Source organism: Acinetobacter halotolerans, assembly GCF_004208515.1.
In the GTDB taxonomy this organism is placed as follows: domain Bacteria; phylum Pseudomonadota; class Gammaproteobacteria; order Pseudomonadales; family Moraxellaceae; genus Acinetobacter; species Acinetobacter halotolerans.
This window is the reverse complement of the sequence record NZ_SGIM01000003.1, coordinates 80,864-104,782: the sequence shown is the minus strand read 5'-3', so window position 1 is coordinate 104,782 and position 23,919 is coordinate 80,864. Positions and strand designations below refer to the sequence as shown.

The window sequence follows — 23,919 nt, the reverse complement described above, 5'->3', positions numbered from 1 at the left end:
AAGCTAGAATTCTGCGATGACTGAGTTTTTCTTTAATTACTACCTTATGCCATTTCACATGAGCGTGGTTGCTTTGATTTTGCTCAGCATTGCAGAAACGATTGGAATTTTTATTGGTTTACGTCCAAGTTATTTGGTCAAGAAACTCACCCCTGAGTGGATTTTAAATTCACCTTTATTAGACGTGAAATTTTCTAAATATTTAATCGTTGTTTTTCTGCTGATTAATTTTAGTTTTGCTGGATATTTTCTCGAACTCTCTTTTTTTGCTATTCAGCATTATTTCATTTCTCCTTACTACCTCTTTATACCTGCATTAATCATCGACATATTCTTTACAGTGTTTATGATCCATTGCCTAGATCAAGTGATTAAGCCAAAAGTCAATCACACTCATGCCAATCTCGTGGGTCGTTTAGCAACGATCTCCACCGGAAATGCTCGTCCTGGTTTCTCCGCACAAGCGCGTGTACGTGATGAATTTGGTCAATTGTATTATGTACAAGTCGAACCTGAATATGGCGAATTAGAATTGCAGTCTCAAGTTCTTCTCATCAGCCAAAAATCAAATGCATATTATTTGGCGAAAAAAATATCAATCTCAAATAAATTATTTACTCCTGATTAACCTTTAATCTTGATTATTACATTCATACAATGCATTTTTTACAAAATGATACAATAAATTTACTAAAAAATAGCTTTTCTATCTTCTAACCCAATTCCCCGATCAAATCCAAAAGACTAAATGGAAATACATCTTATTTCTATTTAAAAATCTATACTGAAATACTAGGGTATCAAAGTATTTTATTTTTATCCTCGTCTATTTACGCACCAGCCCTCACAACCTCATGTAAATATTATATATTTTTAATTCATACCATTTTAATAGACTTAATGCCTATCAGCAGTAAAATAATTCATATCATTTTAATTGGTTTTCATTTTTTAATTATAAGCATTTTAGTCGGATTTAAAAACAAAATCAAACCATTTTAGTTGGTTAATATAAAAATAATAATATAATAAATGTATACCATTGTTTTCAAATATTTTATTTAAAATAAATAGTTAAAAATCCCATAAAGTTTATTTTCAATGCATTTTATTTAATAATAAATACTATCTCCCCATTAATATGAAATGTGGTTCTATGAACATAAGTTCTAAAGATCAAAATCGGCGATTAATTCATGAAATCACGATCATTCTTATTATTAAAGTAATCCTTCTCTTGGTCATTAAACATATTTGGTTTGATGCACCAACAATTCCAAAAGATTTTGACAATCAAGTTGCCGAGCGTATTGCTGGCAACATATCTAACACTCAGGAGACACGTTGATGATTTCAGAAAGCGTGGTTGATCTTTCGCGGTTCCAGTTTGCAATGACTGCGATGTATCACTTTCTTTTCGTTCCACTTACCTTAGGTCTTGCATTTATTCTTGCCATTATGGAAACCACCTATGTGATTTCAGGCAAAGAAATTTATAAAGACATGACTAAGTTTTGGGGAAAACTCTTTGGGATTAACTTCGCTTTGGGTGTCACCACTGGTTTAACCATGGAATTCCAGTTCGGTACTAACTGGGCTTATTATTCGCATTATGTCGGCGATATCTTCGGTGCACCCCTCGCAATTGAAGGCTTAATGGCATTCTTCCTTGAATCCACTTTTATTGGTTTGTTCTTTTTTGGTTGGGATCGACTTTCTAAATTTCAGCATTTAGGCGTGACTTGGCTGGTTGCAATTGGTTCAAATATGTCAGCCTTGTGGATCCTGATTGCGAATGCTTGGATGCAAAACCCAGTCGGTGCAGCATTTAACTATGAAACCATGCGAATGGAATTGGTGGATTTCGGTGCGTTGATATTCAACCCTGTGGCGCAAGTCAAATTTGTGCATACCGTTTCAGCTGGCTATGTTACTGGCGCGATCTTTGTTCTCGCAATCTCAAGCTATTACTTGTTAAAGAAACGTGACTTACCCTTTGCACGTCGCTCTTTCGCGATTGCAGCAATCTTTGGTTTGGCATCAACATTCTCTGTTATTTTACTGGGTGATGAATCAGGTTATGAGTTGGGTGATGTTCAAAAAACCAAACTCGCTGCAATTGAAGCAGAATGGCACACTGAACCAGCCCCAGCAGCATTTACCTTATTTGGTATTCCTAACCAAAAAGAAATGCGTACCGACTATGCGATTAAGATTCCTTATGCAATGGGGCTTATCGCAACTCGATCAACAGATAAAGAAGTCACTGGCTTACATGACTTGATGAAAGAACATGAAGTCCGTATTCGCAATGGTATGGTGGCATATAGTGAGTTAGAAAAACTTCGTGCGGGTGATCGCTCACCTGAACTTCTTGCCTCATTTGAAAAAAATCAAAAAGACTTAGGTTATGGTCTTTTATTGAAGAAATACTCTCCAAATGTAGTTGATGCAACCGAAGCACAGATCCAATCTGCGACTAAAGATACCATTCCGAATGTAGCCGCACTTTTCTTCTCTTTCCGCGCCATGGTCGCCTCTGGCTTCCTGATGCTATTACTCTTCCTTTTAGCAACTTGGGCGGTTGTTAAACGAAATGCTGAAGAAAAACCGTGGTTACTCAAATTTGCATTACTCTCGCTTCCACTCCCATGGATTGCAGCACAAACAGGTTGGTATGTCGCTGAAGGTGGTCGTCAACCATGGTCAATTGGCGAAATTTTACCAACCCATCTATCGGCTTCGAGTGTTAGTGCTGGTGATGTCTGGGGTTCAATTATCGCGCTTGCGGCGTTCTATACCGTACTGCTTATTATTGAAATGTACTTAATGATCAAATTTGCGCGTCTAGGCCCAAGCTCTTTACATACTGGTAAATATCACTTTGAAAAACACGAAGCGAAAACAGTGGAGGCTCAGCCATGATCGAGTACGAACTACTAAAAATTATCTGGTGGGTATTGGTTGGTGTCTTATTGATCGGCTTTGCCCTAACGGATGGCTTTGATATGGGCTCTATGGCACTGATGCCATTTGTAGGTAAAACAGATTCTGAGCGCCGCGCTGCGATCAATACCATTGCACCACACTGGGATGGTAACCAAGTCTGGTTTATTACTGCTGGGGGTGCACTTTTTGCTGCATGGCCAATGGTCTATGCGGTTGCCTTCTCAGGCATGTATTGGGCGCTGTTACTGGTACTTTTTGCCCTCTTCTTAAGACCTGTAGGATTTGACTATCGCTCCAAGTTGGAAAACACCCAATGGCGTAACTCTTGGGACTGGGGGCTATGTATTGGTGGTGCTGTACCTGCACTCGTCTTTGGTGTTGCATTTGGGAATCTTTTTCTAGGCCTCCCATTTGGTTTAGATGGCACTTTACGTTCGCAATACACGGGTAGCTTCTTTGCATTACTCAACCCATTTGCTTTGATTTGTGGGGTTGTAAGCTTGTCTATGCTGTGTGCTCACGGTGGTGCTTGGTTGATGCTACGAACAGATGGAGCTTTATATCAACGCTCTGCAAAAGCCACTCGCATGATGGCAATCGTCTTCCTTATTTGCTTCTTAGCTGCTGGTGCTTGGTTATTCTTCGGAAATATTGAAGGATATAGCTATGCTACAGTGGTCGATACGAATATTGCTCTGAACCCGCTTGCAAAAGAAGTGCTGACCAATGCCAATCACGGTTGGCTGAATAACTATACGATTTTTCCAATCACAATTGCTGCACCAATTGCAGCAATTCTAGGTGCCGTATTGGTGATTCTCAGTGCAACCAAACATAAAGCAGCCTTAAGTTTTACAGGTACTAGCCTGATGATTGTGGGTGCAATCTTAACTGCGGGCTTTGCATTATTTCCATTCTTATTACCATCGAACATAGATCCAGTTGCAAGCTTGACAATGTGGGATGCGGTTTCGAGTCATAAGACATTAGGTGTAATGACTATTGCTGCATGTATTTTTGTTCCTCTCATTTTGATTTACACCTCTTGGTCTTATTACAAAATGTGGGGTGTCATCACCAACAAACACGTTGAAGAAAACTCACATAGTTTGTACTAATCGAGGAGATGTGAAATGTGGTATTTTGCGTGGATTCTAGGCATTTTGATGGCATGTTTCGCAGGGGTGCTCAGCGCACTATATATCGAACATCATCAAAATTTAGATGAGGAATAATAGAATGGCGAAAGCAATGGCAACACCGAAGAATAGTAAAGCTCAAGTGCTTGCAATGACCGTTTCGTTTTTGTTGGCATTGCCCCTTGCTACTATTTTATTGGTACATCCATCACTGATGCTCGATGCGAACGGACACTATAATCATAGCTTACTCATGTTGGTGATGATTGGTATCTCAGGGGGCTTCATTCATGGCGTTGGGTTTATACCAAGATTCTGGTTGTGGAAATGGTTATTCAGTCCTTATATCGCATGGCCCTTAATGGTTTTAGGTTACTTTCTTTGGATCGGTAATTAATTCTTCAAGATCATAAAAAAGGAAGCAAATTTGCTTCCTTTTTTTGATATAAATTCCCAAGTAATCTTTAAAAATATTTCACGCACGTCTAAACACCACCATATTGTCATTACAATGGAATGATTTTTAACAGACATCCTATCAAAACATTTGAATCGTTAAAATTTTCTTGATGATTTTTCGTATATATTTCTAGTTATTACTTTTTCCAATTCAATCAATTGTGTTGCTACGAGGGGTTGCCCAACACCTGCCTCTATCGGATAAGATTCCTTTCGTCCAGTCACTTGATATCCACGTCGCTGATAATAAGCAATTAACTCAGAACGAACATCTAATACATACATTATTAATCTGGTAATTACAGGATAATATCTAACCACGTATCCCTCAATAAAGTGAAGCATCTCACGTCCATATCCTAAGTTTTGCACTGTCGTATCTATCGCAAAGGTGCCAATTTCAACACTCGTTTTATCAAAAGTTAACCCTATACAGGCAATAATCTCTCCAAGTTCATTTTCAGCAACAAACAACTCAAATAAAGACTGTTCTAATTCGTAATTTAATTGTTGTTTGGTAATGCGATGACCAGCAATAAAATATTTTTCTGTTGTCCAGCTACGACTTGATTCGCTTCTATAGGCGATGTTAATTAATGCTACAAGCTGATCTAAGTCATCATTTTTTACTTTTCTAATATTTAAAGACATTTCTATTTCATGCACTCAATAAAAAACCGATGATAACATCGGTTTAATCACCATCATTTCATTTATTAATTACTTTGGCCCGCCAACCAAGCCATAAATTTCTGACGTTCCGCTTTAGAGGCTTTTTGCCACAGTTCAGCCATTTGTTGATCTGTCGTTTTTACTGCACCCACTGAGGCAGCTGTAGTTACAGCGACTGGTGCACTAGCAACTGCAACTTGTGTTTTACCCGTAACTGGTGCTGGTTGATTTGCCGTATTGTTCTTATTTTTTTGGGTAAGATCTAAAGTGCGACTCAATAAACTATTGCCCGAGAACCAAGGCTTTGCTTCATTATTTGCACCCGTTTGTTGTACCACAAGTTGTTTATTTTGATCATATAAGGCAACAGTTGGCTGTTCAGCATATTTTTTTGCTGCATCAAAGTTTTTTGGAGCATTGACCAAACCTAAACTGTAACTTTGATTATCTTTTAAGTTTTGGGCTTGAATGGTGACTACACCAGATTTGACGATGTCATGCTCACCCGTTAAATGTTCAAAATATTCACGGTAACGAACATTAACCGTTAAGTCACCGGCATCAACTTGATAGTTATTCTTACTTGAAGGAAGTAATCCTGAATTCACTTCTTGCCCATTTACAGCAAGAATCACAATTTCCTCAGGTGCAGTGATGGTAACCGCTGAAAAAACTGAACCACTGAACAATAACCCGAAAGCAGCAATACCAACTCTTAAAGACATTAGACTCTTCTCGATATAAACTATTTATGAAATCGTATGCACTATGCTACGAGATTGTGACTATTTTATGACAATAATTTTTTCAAAACAAAATCAATAAATTAAAATATACCAGTATAGAACGAGTGCTCAGATTCTTCCATGCATCACCCATTCACTACGTTATTAAATGACTCATAACCTTATTTCAATCTACTACGAAAATCTCAAGGTGACAACAAAATCACTTTACAAATAAAACAAAATAATTAATTCGAAATGAGCAACTGCTTGAACGCTTTGATTTGTTGATATTGCTGCAATTCATCTAATGAATTAATGCTATGACAAAATAAACTTTGCTTCTGAAATGAGACATTTTGTGCATGTAAAAGTTTAAAACACGCTCGTAAGCTCAATCGATCAGCGGCTATTTGTTGCTCTAATATTGGCAAACTCACTCTTTTCAACAAACAAAATGGGTATAAAGCATCACCATTGATCATGACATAAGCCACTTGCGCCTGAGCATTTTTCTGTAAAGCTCGATGAAGTTTTGCCAACACCTGACTGGGGATATAAGTCACATCACACGGGACGAATAGAACATAGTCTGATTGCACGTGTGACCAAGCACTTTTCATTCCCATTAAAGGACCTAGGAAACCACTTTGATCATCTGCATAGCACTGAATGTCAGGCTCGATATGCTTGTAAATCGAGTTATCTCGATGACTGTTGACCCAAATATTTTGCACTTCAGTTTTAAAATTTTGGCAAATCTTTGAGAGTTGCACTTGGTCATCAAATTGTTGTAATAATTTGTTCATACCGTTCATACGGCGCGCTTGCCCTCCCGCCAAGATCACCAGATCTGTAGCGGGAAATTCTATATTCATACTTCTGCCTCCAACTGACAGGTTTTGATCAAGCCACGAATCTCTGGTAAACATGAACCACAATTGCCACCTGCTTTTAAACATGCGGTGACTTGCTTTTCATGGATAATATTTTGGGTTTTAATGGCTTCAATGATTTTATTTTTACCTACTTTAAAGCAACTACACACCAAAGGCCCATCGTTGTTCGCCGCTGACATCGGCATACCAGCCAGCAAAGCTTTACGATGTAATGCACTTAAACGTTCGCGTTTAAATAGCGTAGCGACCCAGTCACGATCAGGCAACAACTCTGGGGGTGCAATATATAAGCTCGCGATAAGAATGCCATCTTTCAATATAACACTATGGCTCAGTTGCGCTGAAACATCGTCCAAACTTAACCATTCATAGGTTTCATCGACAAAAGGTAAGAAGTTTTTAAGATTCCTTTGAGTTTGATCAAAGTTATGACGGTCTGCAATCTCATAACGCATTGCTTTGGCTGTTTTAATCTTGGCCCACCAAGCACAGGTTTCAAGCGAGTTTTTGATATGAGATTCAAATCCCTCTCGAACATATAACACCCCTTGCCAAGTAGTATGGAAAGGTTGAATCGCCACAGGTGTGTGTTTAAATTCAGGCTCACCTGAAATGGCATCTACCACTGGATTGACAACTTTACCAATTCTGGCATCTGAAGCTACTTGCTCAGTCCAATGAATCGGTGCAAAGATTTGACCACGGCGGACACCTTGAGCCAACGTTACACGTAATACACAGCTCCCCCAGCTTGAACGGACTTCAACCAAAGCTTTATCACGAATACCGAATTTTAAGGCATCATTAGGATGAATCTCACAAAATGGCTCAGCTCGGTGAGTGGTCAAATTCTCTGATAAACCTGTCCGTGTCATAGTATGCCATTGGTCACGGATACGTCCTGTGTTCAATATCAACGGATAATCTTCAGAGATCGTATTGACAGGATCAATCGCGACTGTTGGGATTAATTTAGCCTTGCTATTTTTATGGCTAAAGCGTCCATGATCAAAAAGTTGCTCAACCGCAATACTCTGTCCTTTTTCCCAAACAGGCCATTGAATAGGTTGTAATTGGTTATATTCATCTATGCTTAAATTCATTAAACCTTTTAAGTTGAAATAACGGAAGTTTTCAACCAGATCACGCTGATCTAAGCTTGCATTTTCATAGGCAGACAAAGCGGCATGTTCGTTAAAAATATCACAGGCATTTTTGAAATCAAAACCACTAAATCCAAGCTTTTTCGCTACTTCGCACACTGCCCACCAATCTGCTTTGGTTTGTTTAGGTGCAGGTAGAAAGGCACGCTGACGTGAAATACGTCGTTCTGAGTTAGTGACAGTGCCATCTTTCTCACCCCAACCTAAGGCAGGTAATAATACATCTGCATAAGCCGTCGTATCGGTATTGGCACAGATGTCAGAAACAACCACAAACTCACATTTTTCCAAAGCACGTTTCACTTGATCAGCATCTGGAAGGCTCACTACTGGATTGGTCGCCATAATCCAAATCGCTTTGATCTTGCCACTTTCTACCGCTTGGAATAAATCCACCGCTTTCAAGCCTGCTTGATTGGCGATAACTGGGCTATTCCAGAAGCTTTGTACTAAATTTTGATGTGCGGCATTATCCACATCCATATGTGCTGCCAACATGTTCGCCAAGCCACCTACTTCACGCCCACCCATTGCATTCGGTTGACCCGTCATTGAGAACGGCGCTGCCCCCAACTTACCAATTTTTCCTGTCAATAAATGGCAATTGATAATGCTATTGGCTTTATTCACCCCTTGAGAAGACTGATTTACTCCCATCGAGAATAAAGTGACAACTTTTTCAGTATTGGCGAACTGATCAAAAAACAGTTGTAATTTTTCTGCTGAAATCCCTGTACGTTTGACCAAGGCATTAAAATCTTGTTCACTCTGACTGGCGTCTAAAAGCGCTTGTAAACCTTCTGTATAGGATTCAACAAAATGATGATCTACATAATCATTTTGATATAGGTGTTGGAATAAACCATTGAATAACGCAACGTCTTGCCCTGGTAAAATAGGTAAATGCAAATCCGCTTGTTCACAGGTACTAGTAAAACGTGGGTCAACCACAACCACAAATAAATCTGGATTTTTTATTTTTGCCTGCATGATACGTTGATACAAAACTGGATGACACCATGCCGTATTTGAACCGACTAAGACCACCATATCTGCATGTTCAAAGTCTTCATAACTTGCAGGAACGATATCCTCACCAAAGGCACGCTTATGTGCGGCGACAGCAGAGGACATACATAGACGTGAGTTGGTATCGATATTGGCTGTACCCAAATACCCTTTAACGAATTTATTGACTACATAATAGTCTTCAGTCAATAACTGTCCCGACACATAAAATGCAACGCTGTCTCGACCATATTGGTCGATACAGGCCTGAAACTGATCTGCTATTTTTTCTACTGCAGCGTCCCAAGTAGTAACTGTACGGTGATTTTTACGCCCAAACATAGGATTCAAAACACGGGTTTCTAAGCCGAGGGTATCTGCTAGACGGCTACCTTTAATACACAGTCGACCAAAGTTTGCTGGATGTTCTGTATCACCAGAGACTTGCACTGCGGTGCTGTGCGTTTTGTGTTGCACTTCCACATTGACACCACAGCCCACACCACAATATGGACAAGTTGTTTTTGTAATGATTGTTTCTACATGATCGGAGCGACTGTGTTCTAAATTTTGAATACTGTTCATGACTGCCCCTTTACCTAATTCATTTCTGCCAACATTTCACATTCTATTTTCAGCTTAGGAGGAACCTCCTCCTAAGCCAAAGAGGATTACCCAGCTTTTTTCATTGCAAAATCTTTACCAAATAACAATTTATTTCTAAATGTCGACACTGGTGTTTGATCTGCAATCAGTTCGGCGTACCACATACCATCTTCGGTATCACCAAATAAAACGGCACCGATCACTTTGTCTTTTTGAATGATGATACGTTTGTAAATTTGACGTTTCTCATCATTCAAAATGATGTCTTCAAAATCTTCCTTCGGCTCAAAATTCCCTGCTGAGAAGACGTCGACACCACTGACTTTTAATTGTGTTGGAACAGTTGGTGATTTGAAGGTCAAACTACCATGCTCTGCCAAATGGGTAGCACAGATAAATGCTTGCCCCCATAGTGGTTCAACCAGACCAAAGGTTTGATTACGATGCTCAATACATTCACCCACCGCATAGATACTTGGGTCAAAGGTTTGCATGGTGTCATTCACCAAGATACCACGATTACAACGTAATCCTGCACTTTGCGCCAAAGCAATATTCGGACGAATACCGACGGCAAAGATCACAAGATCAGCATCTAAGACAGTTCCATCTTTTAAACGAACTTGTTTAACGTGGCTATTTTCATCAGCAATCAACGCTTCCGTATTTGCCTCAGTAATAATATTGATACCTTTTTGTTCAATACTATGACGCAGCATTGCACTTGCTCGACCATCAAGCTGGCGCTCCATAATACGATCCATTAGATGCAATACTGTGACATTCATTCCGCGTTGCACCAGACCATACGCGGCTTCTAAGCCAAGTAAACCACCACCAATCACCACTGCATTCTTCTTACTTTCAGCGTATTGGATCATGGTATTTACATCGTAAATATCACGGAAGCTGATCACACCTTTGAGATCAACACCTTGAACTGGCGGAATGAATGGCGACGATCCTGTCGCAATAATCAGACGATCATAATCAACACTTTCACCTTTTTGGGTATGTACTGTTTTACGTGTACGATCAATCTTTACCGCAGGATCATCAGCAATAAACTTGATGCCTTTATCGCTGTACCATGCGTGTGGATGCAGCATAATATCATCGATGGTTTTCTCACCTGAAAGTACAGGCGACAACATAATGCGGTTGTAGTTACCCCAAGGTTCTTCGCCAATCACGGTTACTTCATAGCGATCAGGCGCCATATCGAGTAAATCTTCAAGACAGCGCATCCCAGCCAAACCATTGCCGATAAGCACAAGTTTTAACTTTTCTTGCGACGGACCGTTATTGGTAATGTAAGTTTTTTGCGGAACAGGACTCACCCACACCCGACCATCTTCAATTTTAGTTGGGAATACTAACAGCTTTTGATCCTTATCTTCTAAACATCGCCCTGTTGCTAAACTGAAATGCTGCTTATAGATTGGCGATGCAATCACACGTTCACCTTGCAAATCACCAATAATGCCACGACACATCACATTTGCTTGGCTAAACGGATCTTTATTGCTCAATGCATAAATACGTTTTTCATGACCGACTCGGAATAAAGCAACCGCTTGCTCACCCACCAATGCCCCTACACCGGTATTGGGTGTAATGTCATTTAAAGCACACACATCGACCCATTGATCTTCAGGAAGCATATTTAAATCTTTTAAGTTCGTCATTTTTAATTCTCCTTATGCTTCAACCATTGGAATACGATCAACTGAACGCTCAGCATCATTCAACGGGCGGATTTGATCACGTACTTGGGTAAACTGAATGTGTGGATCAGCTTGTTTATCTGCACTTGCATTAATATAAGTTTGGAAGCGTTTGCGGATTTCAGGATTTTCCACCGCAGTACGCCATTCATCTTGATACGTACCAATCACATGACTCATACGATTTTCAAGTTCTTCTGCTAGACCCAATGAATCATCGACAATTACAGCTTTCAAGTAATCTAAACCACCTTCCATGTTGTCACGCCATACACTGGTACGTTGTAAACGATCAGCTGTTTGGATATAGAACATAAAGAAGCGGTCAATATAACGGATCAATGTTTGGGTATCTAAATCTGATGCCAGTAACTCAGCATGGCGAGGTTTCATACCGCCGTTACCACAGACATATAAGTTCCAGCCTTTCTCAGTTGCAATGACACCCACATCTTTACCTTGCGCTTCGGCACACTCACGCGTACAACCCGAAACCGCCATTTTCAATTTATGTGGTGAACGTAAACCTTTGTAACGATTCTCAAGTTCAATAGCTAAGCCTACAGAGTCATCGACGCCATAACGACACCATGTGCTACCCACACAAGATTTCACAGTACGTAATGATTTACCGTAAGCGTGACCAGACTCAAAGCCAGCCGCGTTGAGCTCTTCCCAAATGAATGGAAGTTCATGGATTTGCGCACCGAATAAGTCGACACGTTGACCGCCAGTGATTTTGGTATACAAATTATATTTCTTGGCAATTTGACCGACCGCAATCAATCCATCTGGTGTAACTTCACCGCCAGCCATACGTGGTACAACAGAATAAGAACCATCTTTTTGGATATTACCCAAGTAGTAATCATTACTGTCTTGCAAACCAGCATGACTTGGTTCAAGTACAAAATCATTCCAGCATGATGCCAAAATATTGGCAGCCGTTGGCTTACAAATATCACAGCCTAAGCCATGACCATGTTGATGAATCAAATCATCAAAAGTTTTGATTTCATTGACACGGACCAAGTGATACAACTCTTGGCGTGAGTACGGAAAGTGTTCGCAAATGTGGTTATTAACCGTAACACCTTGGCGTTGTAATTCTGATTTCAATACTTGTGTCACGAGTGGCGCACAACCACCACAAGCAGTTGCTGCTTTTGTACATTTTTTCAAAGCACCGAGTGAGGTTGAACCATCACAAATTGCTTGGCAAATATCTGCCTTAGACACGTTATTACATGAACAGATGGTTGCACTGTCAGGTAGTAAGTCAACACCACTCCCACCAGCTTTCGCGCCTGTGTCAGAGAAGCCCGGCATAATTAAACTTTCAGGCGTTTCAGGTAATGCCAAGCCATTCAACATCATTTGCAATAAATCGTTATATTCGGCTGCATCACCCACCAAAACCGCGCCAAGCAGTTTGGTTTTATCAGCATCGACCACGATCTTTTTATAAACCAATGCATCTTCATCAGCATAAAAATAGCTAAGAGAGTTTGGAGTCATACCATGAGCATCACCGACTGATGCAACATCCACACCCATCAACTTTAGCTTGGTGCTCATATCAGCACCTGCAAAGCAATGTGTTTCTTCGACCAGAATATGTTTTGCTGCAATACGTGCCATGTCATAGCCAGGTGCAACTAGACCATAAATTTTGTTATCCCACAGCGCACATTCACCAATCGCATAAATGTTTTCATTTGAGGTTTGGCAGTAATCGTTGATTTTAATACCACCACGCTCACCGAGGACTAAACCACTCGAACGAGCCAATTCATCACGCGGACGAATACCTGCTGAGAATAAAATAATATCGGTTTCAAGCTCGCTGCCATCAGCAAACTTCATCACATGCGTTGCTTCTGCACCTGCTTCAATAGACGAGGTTGCTTTTTGGGTGTGAACTTTCACCCCAAGATTTTCAATTTTACGACGTAATACTTTACCGCCTAAATCATCAATTTGGACTGCCATCAAGCGCGGTGCAAATTCAACAACATGTGTTTCTAAGTTTAGATCACGTAATGCTTTCGCTGCTTCCAAACCAAGTAAGCCACCACCAATCACAACACCAGTTTTGGCATTTAAACTCGCTGCTCGAATCGCATCCAAATCTTCAATGGTGCGATAGACAAAACAATTTTCACGATCATTACCTGATATTGGCGGAACAAAAGCATATGAACCTGTTGCCAACACCAACTTGTCGTAGTGAATCACTTCCCCATGATTCGTCGTCACTGTTTGTTCAATAGTATCGATTGCAGTTGCTTTGGTGTTTAAGCGTAAATCGATACCATGTGCATCGGCAAAATCAAAACGTGCAAGTGACAAGTCTTTTGCCGATTTACCAGAGAAGTACTCAGTCAAATGTACACGGTCATAAGCAATACGTGGTTCTTCTGCAAGAATGGTGATTTCCAACTCATCATCAGCTTTCTCTAAAATGGCTTCGATGAATTTATGACCTACCATGCCGTGACCAATCATCACTAATTTCATTGTGTTTCTCCTAAAATCTGATTTCGATTAAGCTGCGCTGTTTTGTTCTGCGTGGCGTTCTACAAGAGCTTGTTCAAATAAGCGTTGTTCTTTTTCTTTATGCTCTACCGAGAATCGAATGAACATCACAGAACCCGCAGTGATCACAACTAAGCCGCCTAAAACCATTAAACATGTTTGGATATCCAACATACCTTTCAATAAAAATCCTGCTGCAACAGCACCAACGTTACCGCCTGCACCGATAATACCTGCCACACCACCTAAAGCTTCACGATCAATAAATGGGACCAGTGCGTAGGTTGCTCCACATGCCATGTGAGTAAACAATGCGAAGATGGTCATGCTCAAAATTGCTAAAGTAACGCTGTTCATTTGAGAGAAAAGAATCAAGAACAGCCCCTCACCTAAAATCAGTAAAAATAGAATCTTGGTACGCCCATCCAAACCACGCTTCAATGCGACTTTGTCTGAAACCATGCCGCCTAAAGCACGAGCGAATAATGCCAACAAACCAAAGATACCTGCCGCTAAACCAGCTTCTTTTAAACCAAAATCAAAATGTGTGACGTAATACATTGCAATGATGTTATGGATGAAGATCTCAATACCAAAACAAGCTGCATACGAGACAAATAGGATCCACACACGATAGTTACGCGCCGCGTGCATCAAAATCGCCATCCCACCTTTTTTATCACTACCAACTGAGATACCTTGTGCACGAAGCTCTTTAAAGTTGCCTTGTGGACAATCTTGGGTGTATTTCCAGTAAAGCACCCCGACAATGACCATCAACAGACCAGGAACAAGTAGTGCGATTCTCCACCCCATTGCTTGTTCAACGCCAAACATCACCAACGCTGCAAGCATCAATGGCATCAAAACTTGAGTCGCACCGCCACCAGCATTACCCCAACCAGCAGAAGCAGCATTAGCAGTCCCCACCACATTCGGCGCAAACATAATGCTAGTGTGGTATTGCGTAATCACAAAACTGGCACCAATCGCACCAATCAATAAACGGAAAAATAAGAAAGATTCATAACTATTTGCTGAAGCAACACCAAATACAGGAATGCTCCCGATTAGCAATAAAGCGGTATAGGTTTTACGTGGACCGTATTTATCACACAGTGGGCCAACAATAAGACGAACTAAAATCGTGATCGCGACAGCTGCAATATTGATATTGGCAATTTGATCTATAGTTAAATTGAACTCACCTGCAATGACTGGCATCAAAGGAGCACAAGCGAACCAAGCAAAGAAACAAACGAAGAATGCAAGCCAGCTCATGTGGAAGGCACGCATCGCTGGTGCGGAAAAGTTGAATAACTTAATTGATGTGGCTTTTTTGGCCGATAAATCTAAAGACATTGCCATCTCCTCAGCTGAACGTATACTGTGTTGTTGACACAAGCACTGTGTAAACAAACCGATCAGATCGGACATCGTTGGCCGTCTTACAATTTTTTTTGAAAAGTCGTCTTTGACTCACTAAGTAATCAGCAAATACTATGCCAATAAATTAAAACAAATAACAAATGTACCATTAGACATTGTTTTATATGTATTTTTTACAATTTCAAACATATTATCTGCATAAGTGAATTACATCTTTTACCCCCTAAAAGATGGATGACCTGTTTTAAAGCACTATTCAACTTGCTTCATAACAACACTTTTTACGCACCAAAAATGCGCATCTTTGAATTTTTAACACTAAAAAAACAGATTTCATTTTTTCAAATAAACAAGCAGCGATACAATAAAGCGCATAAACTATCTACTTCGGGAACACTTGCACCGAATAAGAAATTTTCTTATGGCATTAATTTTGCTTAAAAAAATAATAGGGTCTATTAGCATTTCAACAGCCCCTACTCACAGCACTTTATTCAGAATGTGCATATACCGACAGTTTGACTTTAATACTTATGCCAAAACTCAAAATCGTACTTATTGACGATGATCAGGATCGGGCGGAATACATTAAAACCTGTTTAACAGAACATGACTTTGATGTAGTCGCTTGCTTTACCTTAGATCATCTCAATATTTTTAAGCTCGAACACCTTCAAGCTGATGTCATTCTGCTTGATATGGATCACCCGCATCGTGATGTGATCGAGAACTGTGTCAGCAGCTTTGACTTACCTACGGTGCTCTTTACCAAAAACACGGATAAGGACACTATTAAACAAGCGATTGATGCGGGGATTACAGCATATATCGTTGATGGTATTGACCCCTCACGTTTACACACGATTTTAGAAATCTCCATTGAGCAATACAAAAAGCATAAAAAACTTGAAGGTGATCTTAAAGATGCAAAAACCAAGCTCGCAGACCGTAAAGATATAGACAAAGCCAAAGTGTTGTTAATGAAATTGCACGGTTTAAGTGAAGATACTGCCTTTCAGTTGCTGAGAAAAAATGCCATGAGTCATCGTATGACTATTGGTGAAATGGCTCGTCGTTTACTCGATGCGCAACAACTATTAAACAACCAATTAAAGGATGAATAGATGGGCCATTTAGAAAAAAACAAATTACAGCTTGGATATATCCCTTTACTTGACTGTGTAGCATTACTTTGGGCAAAACAACGTGGTTTCTTTGAAGATGTGGGCTTAGATATTAGCTTAGTACAAGAAGCCTCTTGGGCAAGCCTACGTGATCGGCTTGCTTTCGGTTTACTTGATGCTGCTCATTGCTTATCTGCAATGCTACCCGCCGCAGCTGTGGCAGCTGATCAAATCGGCATCCCACTACAAACCCCTTTAGTTTTGAGTGAAAATCGTGCATTTATCAGTTTAAGTCAAAAACTTTGTTATGAATTAAATATTCAAAAACAAGATTCAGCTGAGACTTCTGCACAAAAATTGGTGCAAAAAATAAAAGCAAATAACACTGTTTCTTTAGCACATGTATTTCAACACTCTATTCACCACTATTGTTTGAGAGAATGGTTAGCCTTGGCCGATGCAGAATTAGCACACTCCATTCAGGTAAAAACGCTTCCACCGCCTTATATGGCTGAAGCGCTTAACAATCATTTAATCGATGGTTTTTGTGTCGGAGAGCCATGGAATACTCAACCTGAATTGCTTGGATTAAGCCATATTGTTTGTTCAAGCCAAGATATTATTCCAAACGTTGCAGATAAAGTATTGGCCGTTACCCAAGACTGGGCGCAGCAGCATCCTAATACACTGATCGCTTTAACCAGTGCCATTATTAGAGCGCAGCGAGAATTACGAGAAATAGAAGATTTTGCACCCGTCTGGCAGCTTCTAATCGAATTTGAAGTGATTCAATTCCACTGCTCACCCGAGGTTCATGTTGAAAAGTATTTTAATATTCAAAATATCATACGAAACTTCATTCAAGATGATGCCGAACCCAAGCAAAAAGACTTTGTATGGTTATTTCAACAAATGCAAAAATGGCATAGTCCAACTATCAAGACAGTCACAATTACAGATCCAGCACAAAACTGCCTGTTATTAGACATTTACTCTGCCGCATTAAATGAAACGATAAAGTTTTAGCATAAAAAAAGCTGCCTTTAAATACAAAGGCAGCTCTGAAAGACCCAAAAGAGACTACGCCAATCAAAGCAGTCTCTTAAGTGATAGTGATATTACTCAAATAAAGCTTATCTTTTTCGGACATTTTCATGTCATTAACTGCCATCCAAAATATAGAAATGCATCACTTTTGCCAATTCATTGATGCCGTGTGTTGCCCAACAAACCATCACCTTGACATATTCAGCTAAATATAGCTGCCTATTTAGCAATATCATGTATTAAGCTAAACACTTATATATAAAAAGATATAAATAAATATGATAATACTGCATTTAATAAAACCCATTAAACCAAACAAAAACAATGGGATAATTAATATTATTCAAGCTGATTTCCTGTTTTTAAACATGGGGGTGTTATATTTGTCTGTAAAGATTAAATGAATTAAAAATCAGTATAATTGATCAATATTGACTGATGAGTTACACAAATCCCATGAACCAATTAGTGTAATTCAGTTTAGAATATTAAAAAATAAAATAAGGTGAATTTTGTCATTTTTTAACATTGCCATTTCCTTGCAAAGTTTTCATTATATGCACCATGCTTGGTATGCAAATTTCTTAATTGATGAAAAGAAATTATAAAAAAATTGCAGAATTTTGTGCCATAATAAGCAAACTTTGCAGACATCTTGCAAAACACATTTGCAGTTTTAGAATTGGAGCAGGCTGAATGAGCTCAACCATTTTGGTGATTCACGGACCGAATTTAAACTTGCTAGGAAAGCGTGAACCAGAAGTTTATGGACATCTCACTTTAAGTGATATTGACCAACAACTCACCGCCCAAGCTCAAGATGCGTCACTTACACTAGATACTTTCCAAAGCAACTGGGAAGGTGCGATTGTTGATCGCATCCATCAGGCACAAATTGAAGGGGTTCAATTGATCATTATCAACCCCGCTGCCCTAACCCACACTTCAGTTGCTTTACGCGATGCCTTGCTTGGTGTTGCAATTCCATTTATTGAGGTTCATTTGTCAAATGTTCACGCACGTGAAACATTCCGTCATCACTCATATCTATCCGATAAAGCCATTGGCGTGATTTGTGGCTTAGGTGCGAAGGGTTATTCTCTTGCACTCGATTACGCTATCGAAAAAATTCAATCTACTAATTAATTTAAACATTTCAGGAATGCTCACTCATGGATATCCGTAAAATCAAGAAACTCATCGACCTGATGATTGAATCTGACTTACAAGCGATTGAAGTTAAGGAAGGTGATCAATCCATCTCGTTGACTCGCCCAACACCTGTTTATGCATCTGTCGCTGCTGCACCAGCTGCATCGACTCCAGCAGCGCCAGTTGTTAAAACCCCTCGTGGCGCAGTTGAAACTTCCCCAATGGTTGGCGTGTTCTATGCTGCACCAAGTCCTGGTGAAGCACCGTTTGTCAAAATCGGACAAACAGTATCTGCAGGTGAGACTTTAGGGATCATTGAAGCAATGAAGATCATGAACCCAATTGAGGCAACTCAAAGCGGTGTAATCGAAGAAATCTTAGTGAAAAACGGTGACGTCATTCAATTCGGTCAACCACTATTCCGCTACCGCGCCTAATAAATCTGGGGATTTCTATGTTGCAAAAAGTATTAATTGCAAACCGTGGTGAAATCGCTTTACGAATTACTCGGGCTTGCAAAACACTTGGTATTAAAACCGTTGGTATTTATTCTGATGCTGACAAAGATCTAATGCATTTACGCTTTGTAGATGAAGCCGTGTGTATTGGACCAGGTACGACAAGTGAAAGTTATTTAAATATTCCTGCAATTATTACTGCCGCAGAAATCACTGGTGCGGATGCGATCCATCCGGGTTATGGCTTTCTATCTGAGAATGCAGAGTTTGCTGAAATCATTGAAAATTCAGGTTTTACCTTTATCGGTCCTCGTCCTGAACATATCCGTCTGATGGGTAATAAGGTTTCTGCAATCATTGCAATGAAAAAGGCTGGTGTACCAACTGTACCCGGCTGTGACCATGCTGTCACGATTCACAATGCACTTGCTGAAGCTAAAGAAATTGGCTTCCCACTGATCGTAAAAGCTGCCTCAGGTGGTGGTGGTCGTGGCATGCGTATTGTTGAACGTGTGGATACGCTGCTTGAATCTGTTCAAGCTGCACAACGTGATGCAGAAATGTGGTTCGGTGACGATACCGTCTATATGGAACGTTTCTTACAGAAACCTCGTCACGTCGAAGTACAAATTCTCGGAGATGGTAATGGGCATGCGATTCATTTATATGATCGTGACTGTTCATTACAGCGTCGCCATCAAAAGGTATTAGAAGAAGCGCCTGCGCCTAATCTACCTGAGCAAGCACGTGCAGATATTCTAGAAGCTTGTGTCAATGCTTGTAAGCTAATGCAGTATCGTGGTGCTGGTACTTTCGAGTTTTTATTTGAAGACGGCGAGTTCTTCTTTATTGAAATGAATACGCGTGTTCAAGTTGAACATCCTGTCACAGAAATGGTGACGGGGGTTGATATTATTGAGCAGCAACTTCGTATTGCCGGTGGTTTAGGTTTAGCGCTTCAACAAGATGAAATTGAAGTCAAAGGCCATGCGATCGAGTGTCGTATCAATGCTGAAGATCCAACCAATTTCTTGCCATCTCCAGGTAAAATTGACAACTTCTATGCACCGGGTGGTGCAGGTATCCGTTTAGATTCTCATATCTATCAAGGTTATAGTATTCCACCCTACTATGATTCAATGATTGCTAAACTCATTGCACACGGCAAAGATCGCGAAACATCTTTGGCACGTATGCGTCAGGCATTAGATGAAATGATTTTGACAGGTATCAAAACCAATATTCCGTTGCACAAAGACTTGATCTTGAAAGATAAGAATTTCTGTGAACAAGCAATGGATATTCATTATCTTGAAAAGCATTTACTGAAACAGCTGGAACCTAAAGCTGAAAAGGCTTAGAAAAAAGCTGCAATAAAAAACCTCTTATAAATTATAAGAGGTTTTTTATTGAGTAGCCCGATTTACGGTAATACACGACGCAATGTTGCAAAGCACTTTTCACCTTGCTCATTCGCACAAAAGTCAATGGTATGTGGATTCGACCATTTTACAAAATATTGAGAAACTTCCCCAGTTTGATCGACTTGCTGTCCTGAACAATCAACTTCATTATTATCATATTTAATCTGTAGAATCAGTGCAGGCAAACGCTCTTTATGATCCTCTGAGGGTTGATAGTCATACATGCCATACGACCATTCTTTGCCGCTTTTCACCACAACCTCATTCATCCCACGAAAATTATAGTATTCAACACATTTTTTATTATTGGGTATTTCCATTCCCCATAGCCCCATGATCTCGGGACGATTGGTGACACGTATATTATTCGCTGTTGCCATTTGGGGTGCTGTTACAACATTATGATTCGCTGTAGTTTCAGCCAATGTCCATGTCGAACAAGCGCATAAGAATCCAATAATATAAATATTTTTCATAGATTTAATTTAAGTTGTCATCTAAACATTCCTTGACCTTAACTTAGCATATTTTTGAGTAAAAACACTGAATCATAACCATATCAACACAATATTTTTGTGCTGAAATTTATTTGATTGTTCTATCAGTTTTTTAAGGTATTCTTATTGATTACAGATATTTAGTTTTTAATTTATAAAAGTTTAGCTTTAGGGATCAAAGCCATGAAATTTTCAGAATACCTTCAATATGATGGTTTGGGTTTAGCTCAATTAGTCAAAGATAAACAAGTTCACCCCTCAGAGCTACTCGAGATCGCATTACAACGCACTGCACAAATCAACCCTAAACTGAACGCTATCATTATTCCTATGTATGAGCACGCTAAACAACGCTCACAACAACAACTTACAGGTCAATTCGCGGGTGTGCCATTTTTAGTAAAAGATTTATTTCAAGAATATCAAGGTATTCCCACTTCTTTTGGCAGCCATGCCCTTAAAAAAATCAATTATACCCCTGACTTTAATGCGGAAATCGTCAATCGCTGGGAACAAACAGGGATTATGACTTTTGGGCGAACCAATACCCCAGAATTTGGAATTAAAGGCATTACTGAACCTGATGCTTGGGGTTCATGTCACAACCCTTGGAATTTAAAACACAATAGTGGTGGTTCATCAGGTGGTTCTGCCTCAGCCGTCGCTGCGGGTCTCGTCCCGATCGCTGGTGCTGGTGATGGTGGCGGATCAATTCGTATTCCTGCATCGTATTGTGGCTTATTTGGACTAAAACCAAGCCGTGGTCGCACACCTTGGGGACCTCAATCAGGTGAAGTCATGCATGGCGCAGCGATGCAGCATGTGTTATGTAAATCCGTACGCGATAGTGCGGCTATGCTAGATGCGGTTCAAGGTCCTGAACAAAGCTCGCTTTTTAGAATCGAAGCACCCCGACAAAAATATTTGGATGTGATCCAACAAGCACCAAGAAAACTTAAAATTGCATTCAGTACCCAATCACCGATTGGCACTCAAGTTTCAAAAAATGCCGTTGAAGCTGTTCAACAAACAGCTAAACTTTTAGAATCTTTAGGACATATCGTGGTCGAAGATCGACCAAAAATAGATGGCTTGGAGTTGGCAAAAGATTTTGTCACGACATGGTTTAGTCAGTTCGCTTATATGCAAGCACAAATTAAACATATGTCAGGCGCAACAGATGCTGATTTCGAACTTGATTCATTAGCCTTAGCTGCCTTTGGTGCAAAAACAACTGCAACCGAATATATTCACACACTCAACAATTGGGGACTGTATAGCACCCAAATGAATATTTTCTTTGAAAAATACGACCTATACCTAACCCCAACAACTGCATCGGTCGCGCCTAAAAATGGTGAAGTTGCCACACCTGCTTGGCAAAAGCCCATTTTGAAAGCTTTATTAAAAGTTGGAAAAGCGCATTATCTCGCACAAGGCAAACTAGTCGAGAAAATGGTGCAAGATAATTTAAGTTGGGTACCCTTCACACAATTAGCCAATGTCACAGGCTTACCAGCCATGTCCGTACCGCTATATTGGAATAAAAAAGGTATGCCATTAGGCAGTCAATTTATCGCACCTTTTGGATGTGAAGATCGTTTGCTGCAGCTCGCCGCACAACTTGAGCAAGAACAACCGTGGATGCCACAGTATAAAAACATTCAACTCTAATCTAACTTTTCGCTGCCGTTTCTACCTGATTCGGCAGCCACATCACCAGACCTAAACCAACTAATACAACTGCACTTGCACAGAAGAAAATGGTCGGACCTGAAAGAATCTGCCAATAATATCCTGCCAACAAACTTCCCGAAGCAACGCCCAATCCCCACATCGTGCTGTACAACGCTTGACCTCGACCTTGTTGCTCAGCTGAAAAGTTTTGGAAAATCACTTTCATCGCAATCAAATGAAATAATCCAAAACTAAAGGCATGCAAACATTGTGCTAAAAGTTGCCCGATGAAATTGGTGTCTAATATTCCCACAAGAAACCAGCGAAGACTGGTAAATAAAAGACAAATAACCACCAAGTTCCGCCATGAAAAACGAGTGAAAAATAGTCTTTGTGCCACCGCAAACATCACAATTTCAGCGATAACACCCATTGCCCATAGGCTGCCTATCTGAGTTGTGCTAAACCCGATTTCTTTGAGAAAATTGCTATAGAAACTATAAAATGGCGCAAGAGAAAATAGCAGAATAAATTCAATTGTAAAGAACGCTGCAACCAGTGGTTTTTTTAAAACTGGCCATAAAGGTTCTAATTTTTTCTGAGAACTTGGTGCATGCTCAGGTTCTTTAATACTGAATGACCATAGAAAAGCCAAAAATGAAATCGCTAAAAGTAAAATAGGTAGCATTGAGATGGGGATGATTTCTAATAGTGCCCCTATTGCAAATACCCCAACAATAAAACCGACTGAACCCCATTTACGAACTTTCCCGTACAATTCAGCGCGCTTTTCACCTAACCAAAAGAGCGTCACACCTTCAAACTGCGCCAAGATCGCATTTTGAAAAAAACTGAAGATCAACATCAGCAATGCCACGGATTGAAAGCTATTTGGAATTACAAAAATAGCAAACCAGATACAAGCTTCCATCCATGTGGCAATACGCACCAACAGCATTCGTTTACCTGATTTATCTGCAATCCAACCCCAAATCAGCGGCGCAAAAAAACGAGTAATGATTGCAATAGAAGATAAAATACCGATTTCTTGATAATTGAAGCCCTGATCTTGCAGATACAGGTTCCAATAAGGCATGAATGTTCCAACGATTGCATAATAAAATAGGTAGAAACCACCCAATCGAGTTTGAATACTTAAAGAAGGAAACAATTCAAAAGCCTTTTGATGAACAACGTGATATCAAGCCAAAAATGCAAACTTATTTTAGATTGATGAATCAACAATTCTAGCTTAGATAAAACAAT

21 protein-coding genes are annotated in these 23,919 nt (G+C 39.9%); 12 read left to right on the top strand and 9 right to left on the bottom strand.

Annotated elements, in window-relative coordinates:
* The first annotated feature begins 16 nt into the window (after positions 1-16).
* The 6 genes from EXE30_RS04665 (at position 17) to EXE30_RS04640 (ending at position 4,485) form a co-directional block, all read left to right on the top strand.
* Positions 17-628 carry an OB-fold-containig protein gene (locus EXE30_RS04665; protein WP_130161404.1) on the top strand — a complete coding sequence of 204 codons (612 nt, stop codon included), beginning with the start codon at positions 17-19 and terminating at the stop codon, positions 626-628.
* Positions 629-1,156: 528 nt separating this feature from the next.
* Entirely contained in the window at positions 1,157-1,348 is a 192-nt protein-coding gene (gene cydP / locus EXE30_RS04660) for a cytochrome oxidase putative small subunit CydP (protein WP_130161403.1), read from the top strand.
* On the top strand, positions 1,348-2,925 hold the full coding sequence (locus tag EXE30_RS04655; RefSeq protein ID WP_130161402.1) for a cytochrome ubiquinol oxidase subunit I: 1,578 nt from the start codon (positions 1,348-1,350) through the stop codon (positions 2,923-2,925). Before cydP ends, EXE30_RS04655 begins: the two co-directional genes overlap by 1 nt.
* A complete protein-coding gene (gene cydB / locus EXE30_RS04650; protein WP_130161401.1) occupies positions 2,922-4,067 on the top strand; it encodes a cytochrome d ubiquinol oxidase subunit II in 1,146 nt (381 codons plus the stop codon). Before EXE30_RS04655 ends, cydB begins: the two co-directional genes overlap by 4 nt.
* Positions 4,068-4,082: 15 nt before the next feature.
* Positions 4,083-4,184 carry a cytochrome bd-I oxidase subunit CydX gene (gene cydX, locus EXE30_RS04645; protein WP_000270276.1) on the top strand — a complete coding sequence of 34 codons (102 nt, stop codon included), beginning with the start codon at positions 4,083-4,085 and terminating at the stop codon, positions 4,182-4,184.
* 4 nt (positions 4,185-4,188) lie between these two features.
* The gene (locus EXE30_RS04640) at positions 4,189-4,485 is read left to right on the top strand and encodes a cyd operon YbgE family protein (RefSeq protein ID WP_130161400.1); all 297 of its coding nucleotides are present in this window, start codon (positions 4,189-4,191) and stop codon (positions 4,483-4,485) included.
* A gap of 158 nt (positions 4,486-4,643) precedes the next feature.
* Here EXE30_RS04640 and EXE30_RS04635 read toward each other — a convergent pair whose 3' ends face one another.
* The 7 genes from EXE30_RS04635 to EXE30_RS04605 all read right to left on the bottom strand — a co-directional run bounded on the left by EXE30_RS04635 (position 4,644) and on the right by EXE30_RS04605 (position 15,247).
* Entirely contained in the window at positions 4,644-5,198 is a 555-nt protein-coding gene (locus EXE30_RS04635) for a GNAT family N-acetyltransferase (RefSeq protein ID WP_130161399.1), read from the bottom strand.
* 65 nt (positions 5,199-5,263) lie between these two features.
* A complete protein-coding gene (locus EXE30_RS04630; RefSeq protein ID WP_130161398.1) occupies positions 5,264-5,944 on the bottom strand; it encodes a YccT family protein in 681 nt (226 codons plus the stop codon).
* Between the two features lie 248 nt (positions 5,945-6,192).
* Entirely contained in the window at positions 6,193-6,822 is a 630-nt protein-coding gene (gene mobA, locus EXE30_RS04625; RefSeq protein ID WP_130161397.1) for a molybdenum cofactor guanylyltransferase, read from the bottom strand.
* Complete coding sequence (locus tag EXE30_RS04620) at positions 6,819-9,599, bottom strand: nitrate reductase (RefSeq protein ID WP_130161396.1); 2,781 nt, start codon at positions 9,597-9,599, stop codon at positions 6,819-6,821. The genes mobA and EXE30_RS04620 overlap by 4 nt, the downstream gene beginning before the upstream one ends.
* A gap of 86 nt (positions 9,600-9,685) precedes the next feature.
* On the bottom strand, positions 9,686-11,308 hold the full coding sequence (gene nirD / locus EXE30_RS04615) for a nitrite reductase small subunit NirD (protein ID WP_130161395.1): 1,623 nt from the start codon (positions 11,306-11,308) through the stop codon (positions 9,686-9,688).
* Positions 11,309-11,320: 12 nt separating this feature from the next.
* Positions 11,321-13,867 (bottom strand): nitrite reductase large subunit NirB, encoded by a 2,547-nt coding sequence (gene nirB, locus EXE30_RS04610; RefSeq protein ID WP_130161394.1) that lies wholly within the window; start codon positions 13,865-13,867, stop codon positions 11,321-11,323.
* A 27-nt stretch (positions 13,868-13,894) separates the two neighbouring features.
* Positions 13,895-15,247: an MFS transporter gene (locus tag EXE30_RS04605; protein WP_130161393.1), complete on the bottom strand. Its 1,353-nt coding sequence runs from the start codon at positions 15,245-15,247 to the stop codon at positions 13,895-13,897.
* A 560-nt stretch (positions 15,248-15,807) separates the two neighbouring features.
* Between EXE30_RS04605 and EXE30_RS04600 the strand changes: the two genes are divergently transcribed.
* The 5 genes from EXE30_RS04600 (at position 15,808) to accC (ending at position 20,416) form a co-directional block, all read left to right on the top strand.
* Positions 15,808-16,398, top strand: a complete 591-nt coding sequence (locus EXE30_RS04600; protein WP_130161392.1) for an ANTAR domain-containing response regulator — start codon at positions 15,808-15,810, stop codon at positions 16,396-16,398.
* Positions 16,399-17,424 (top strand): ABC transporter substrate-binding protein, encoded by a 1,026-nt coding sequence (locus EXE30_RS04595; protein WP_130161391.1) that lies wholly within the window; start codon positions 16,399-16,401, stop codon positions 17,422-17,424. It begins immediately after the preceding gene.
* A gap of 717 nt (positions 17,425-18,141) precedes the next feature.
* The gene (aroQ, locus tag EXE30_RS04590) at positions 18,142-18,591 is read left to right on the top strand and encodes a type II 3-dehydroquinate dehydratase (protein WP_130161390.1); all 450 of its coding nucleotides are present in this window, start codon (positions 18,142-18,144) and stop codon (positions 18,589-18,591) included.
* 26 nt (positions 18,592-18,617) lie between these two features.
* The gene (gene accB / locus EXE30_RS04585) at positions 18,618-19,034 is read left to right on the top strand and encodes an acetyl-CoA carboxylase biotin carboxyl carrier protein (protein ID WP_130161389.1); all 417 of its coding nucleotides are present in this window, start codon (positions 18,618-18,620) and stop codon (positions 19,032-19,034) included.
* 17 nt (positions 19,035-19,051) lie between these two features.
* On the top strand, positions 19,052-20,416 hold the full coding sequence (accC, locus tag EXE30_RS04580) for an acetyl-CoA carboxylase biotin carboxylase subunit (protein WP_130161388.1): 1,365 nt from the start codon (positions 19,052-19,054) through the stop codon (positions 20,414-20,416).
* Positions 20,417-20,478: 62 nt separating this feature from the next.
* Here accC and EXE30_RS04575 read toward each other — a convergent pair whose 3' ends face one another.
* Positions 20,479-20,955, bottom strand: a complete 477-nt coding sequence (locus tag EXE30_RS04575) for a hypothetical protein (protein ID WP_130161387.1) — start codon at positions 20,953-20,955, stop codon at positions 20,479-20,481.
* Between the two features lie 204 nt (positions 20,956-21,159).
* Between EXE30_RS04575 and EXE30_RS04570 the strand changes: the two genes are divergently transcribed.
* Positions 21,160-22,650, top strand: coding sequence for an amidase (locus tag EXE30_RS04570; RefSeq protein WP_130161386.1), 1,491 nt, complete (start codon positions 21,160-21,162; stop codon positions 22,648-22,650).
* 1 nt (position 22,651) lies between these two features.
* Here the strand turns inward: EXE30_RS04570 and EXE30_RS04565 are convergent, their stop codons facing one another.
* Entirely contained in the window at positions 22,652-23,824 is a 1,173-nt protein-coding gene (locus EXE30_RS04565; RefSeq protein WP_213072740.1) for an MFS transporter, read from the bottom strand.
* Between the last annotated feature and the right edge of the window lie 95 nt (positions 23,825-23,919).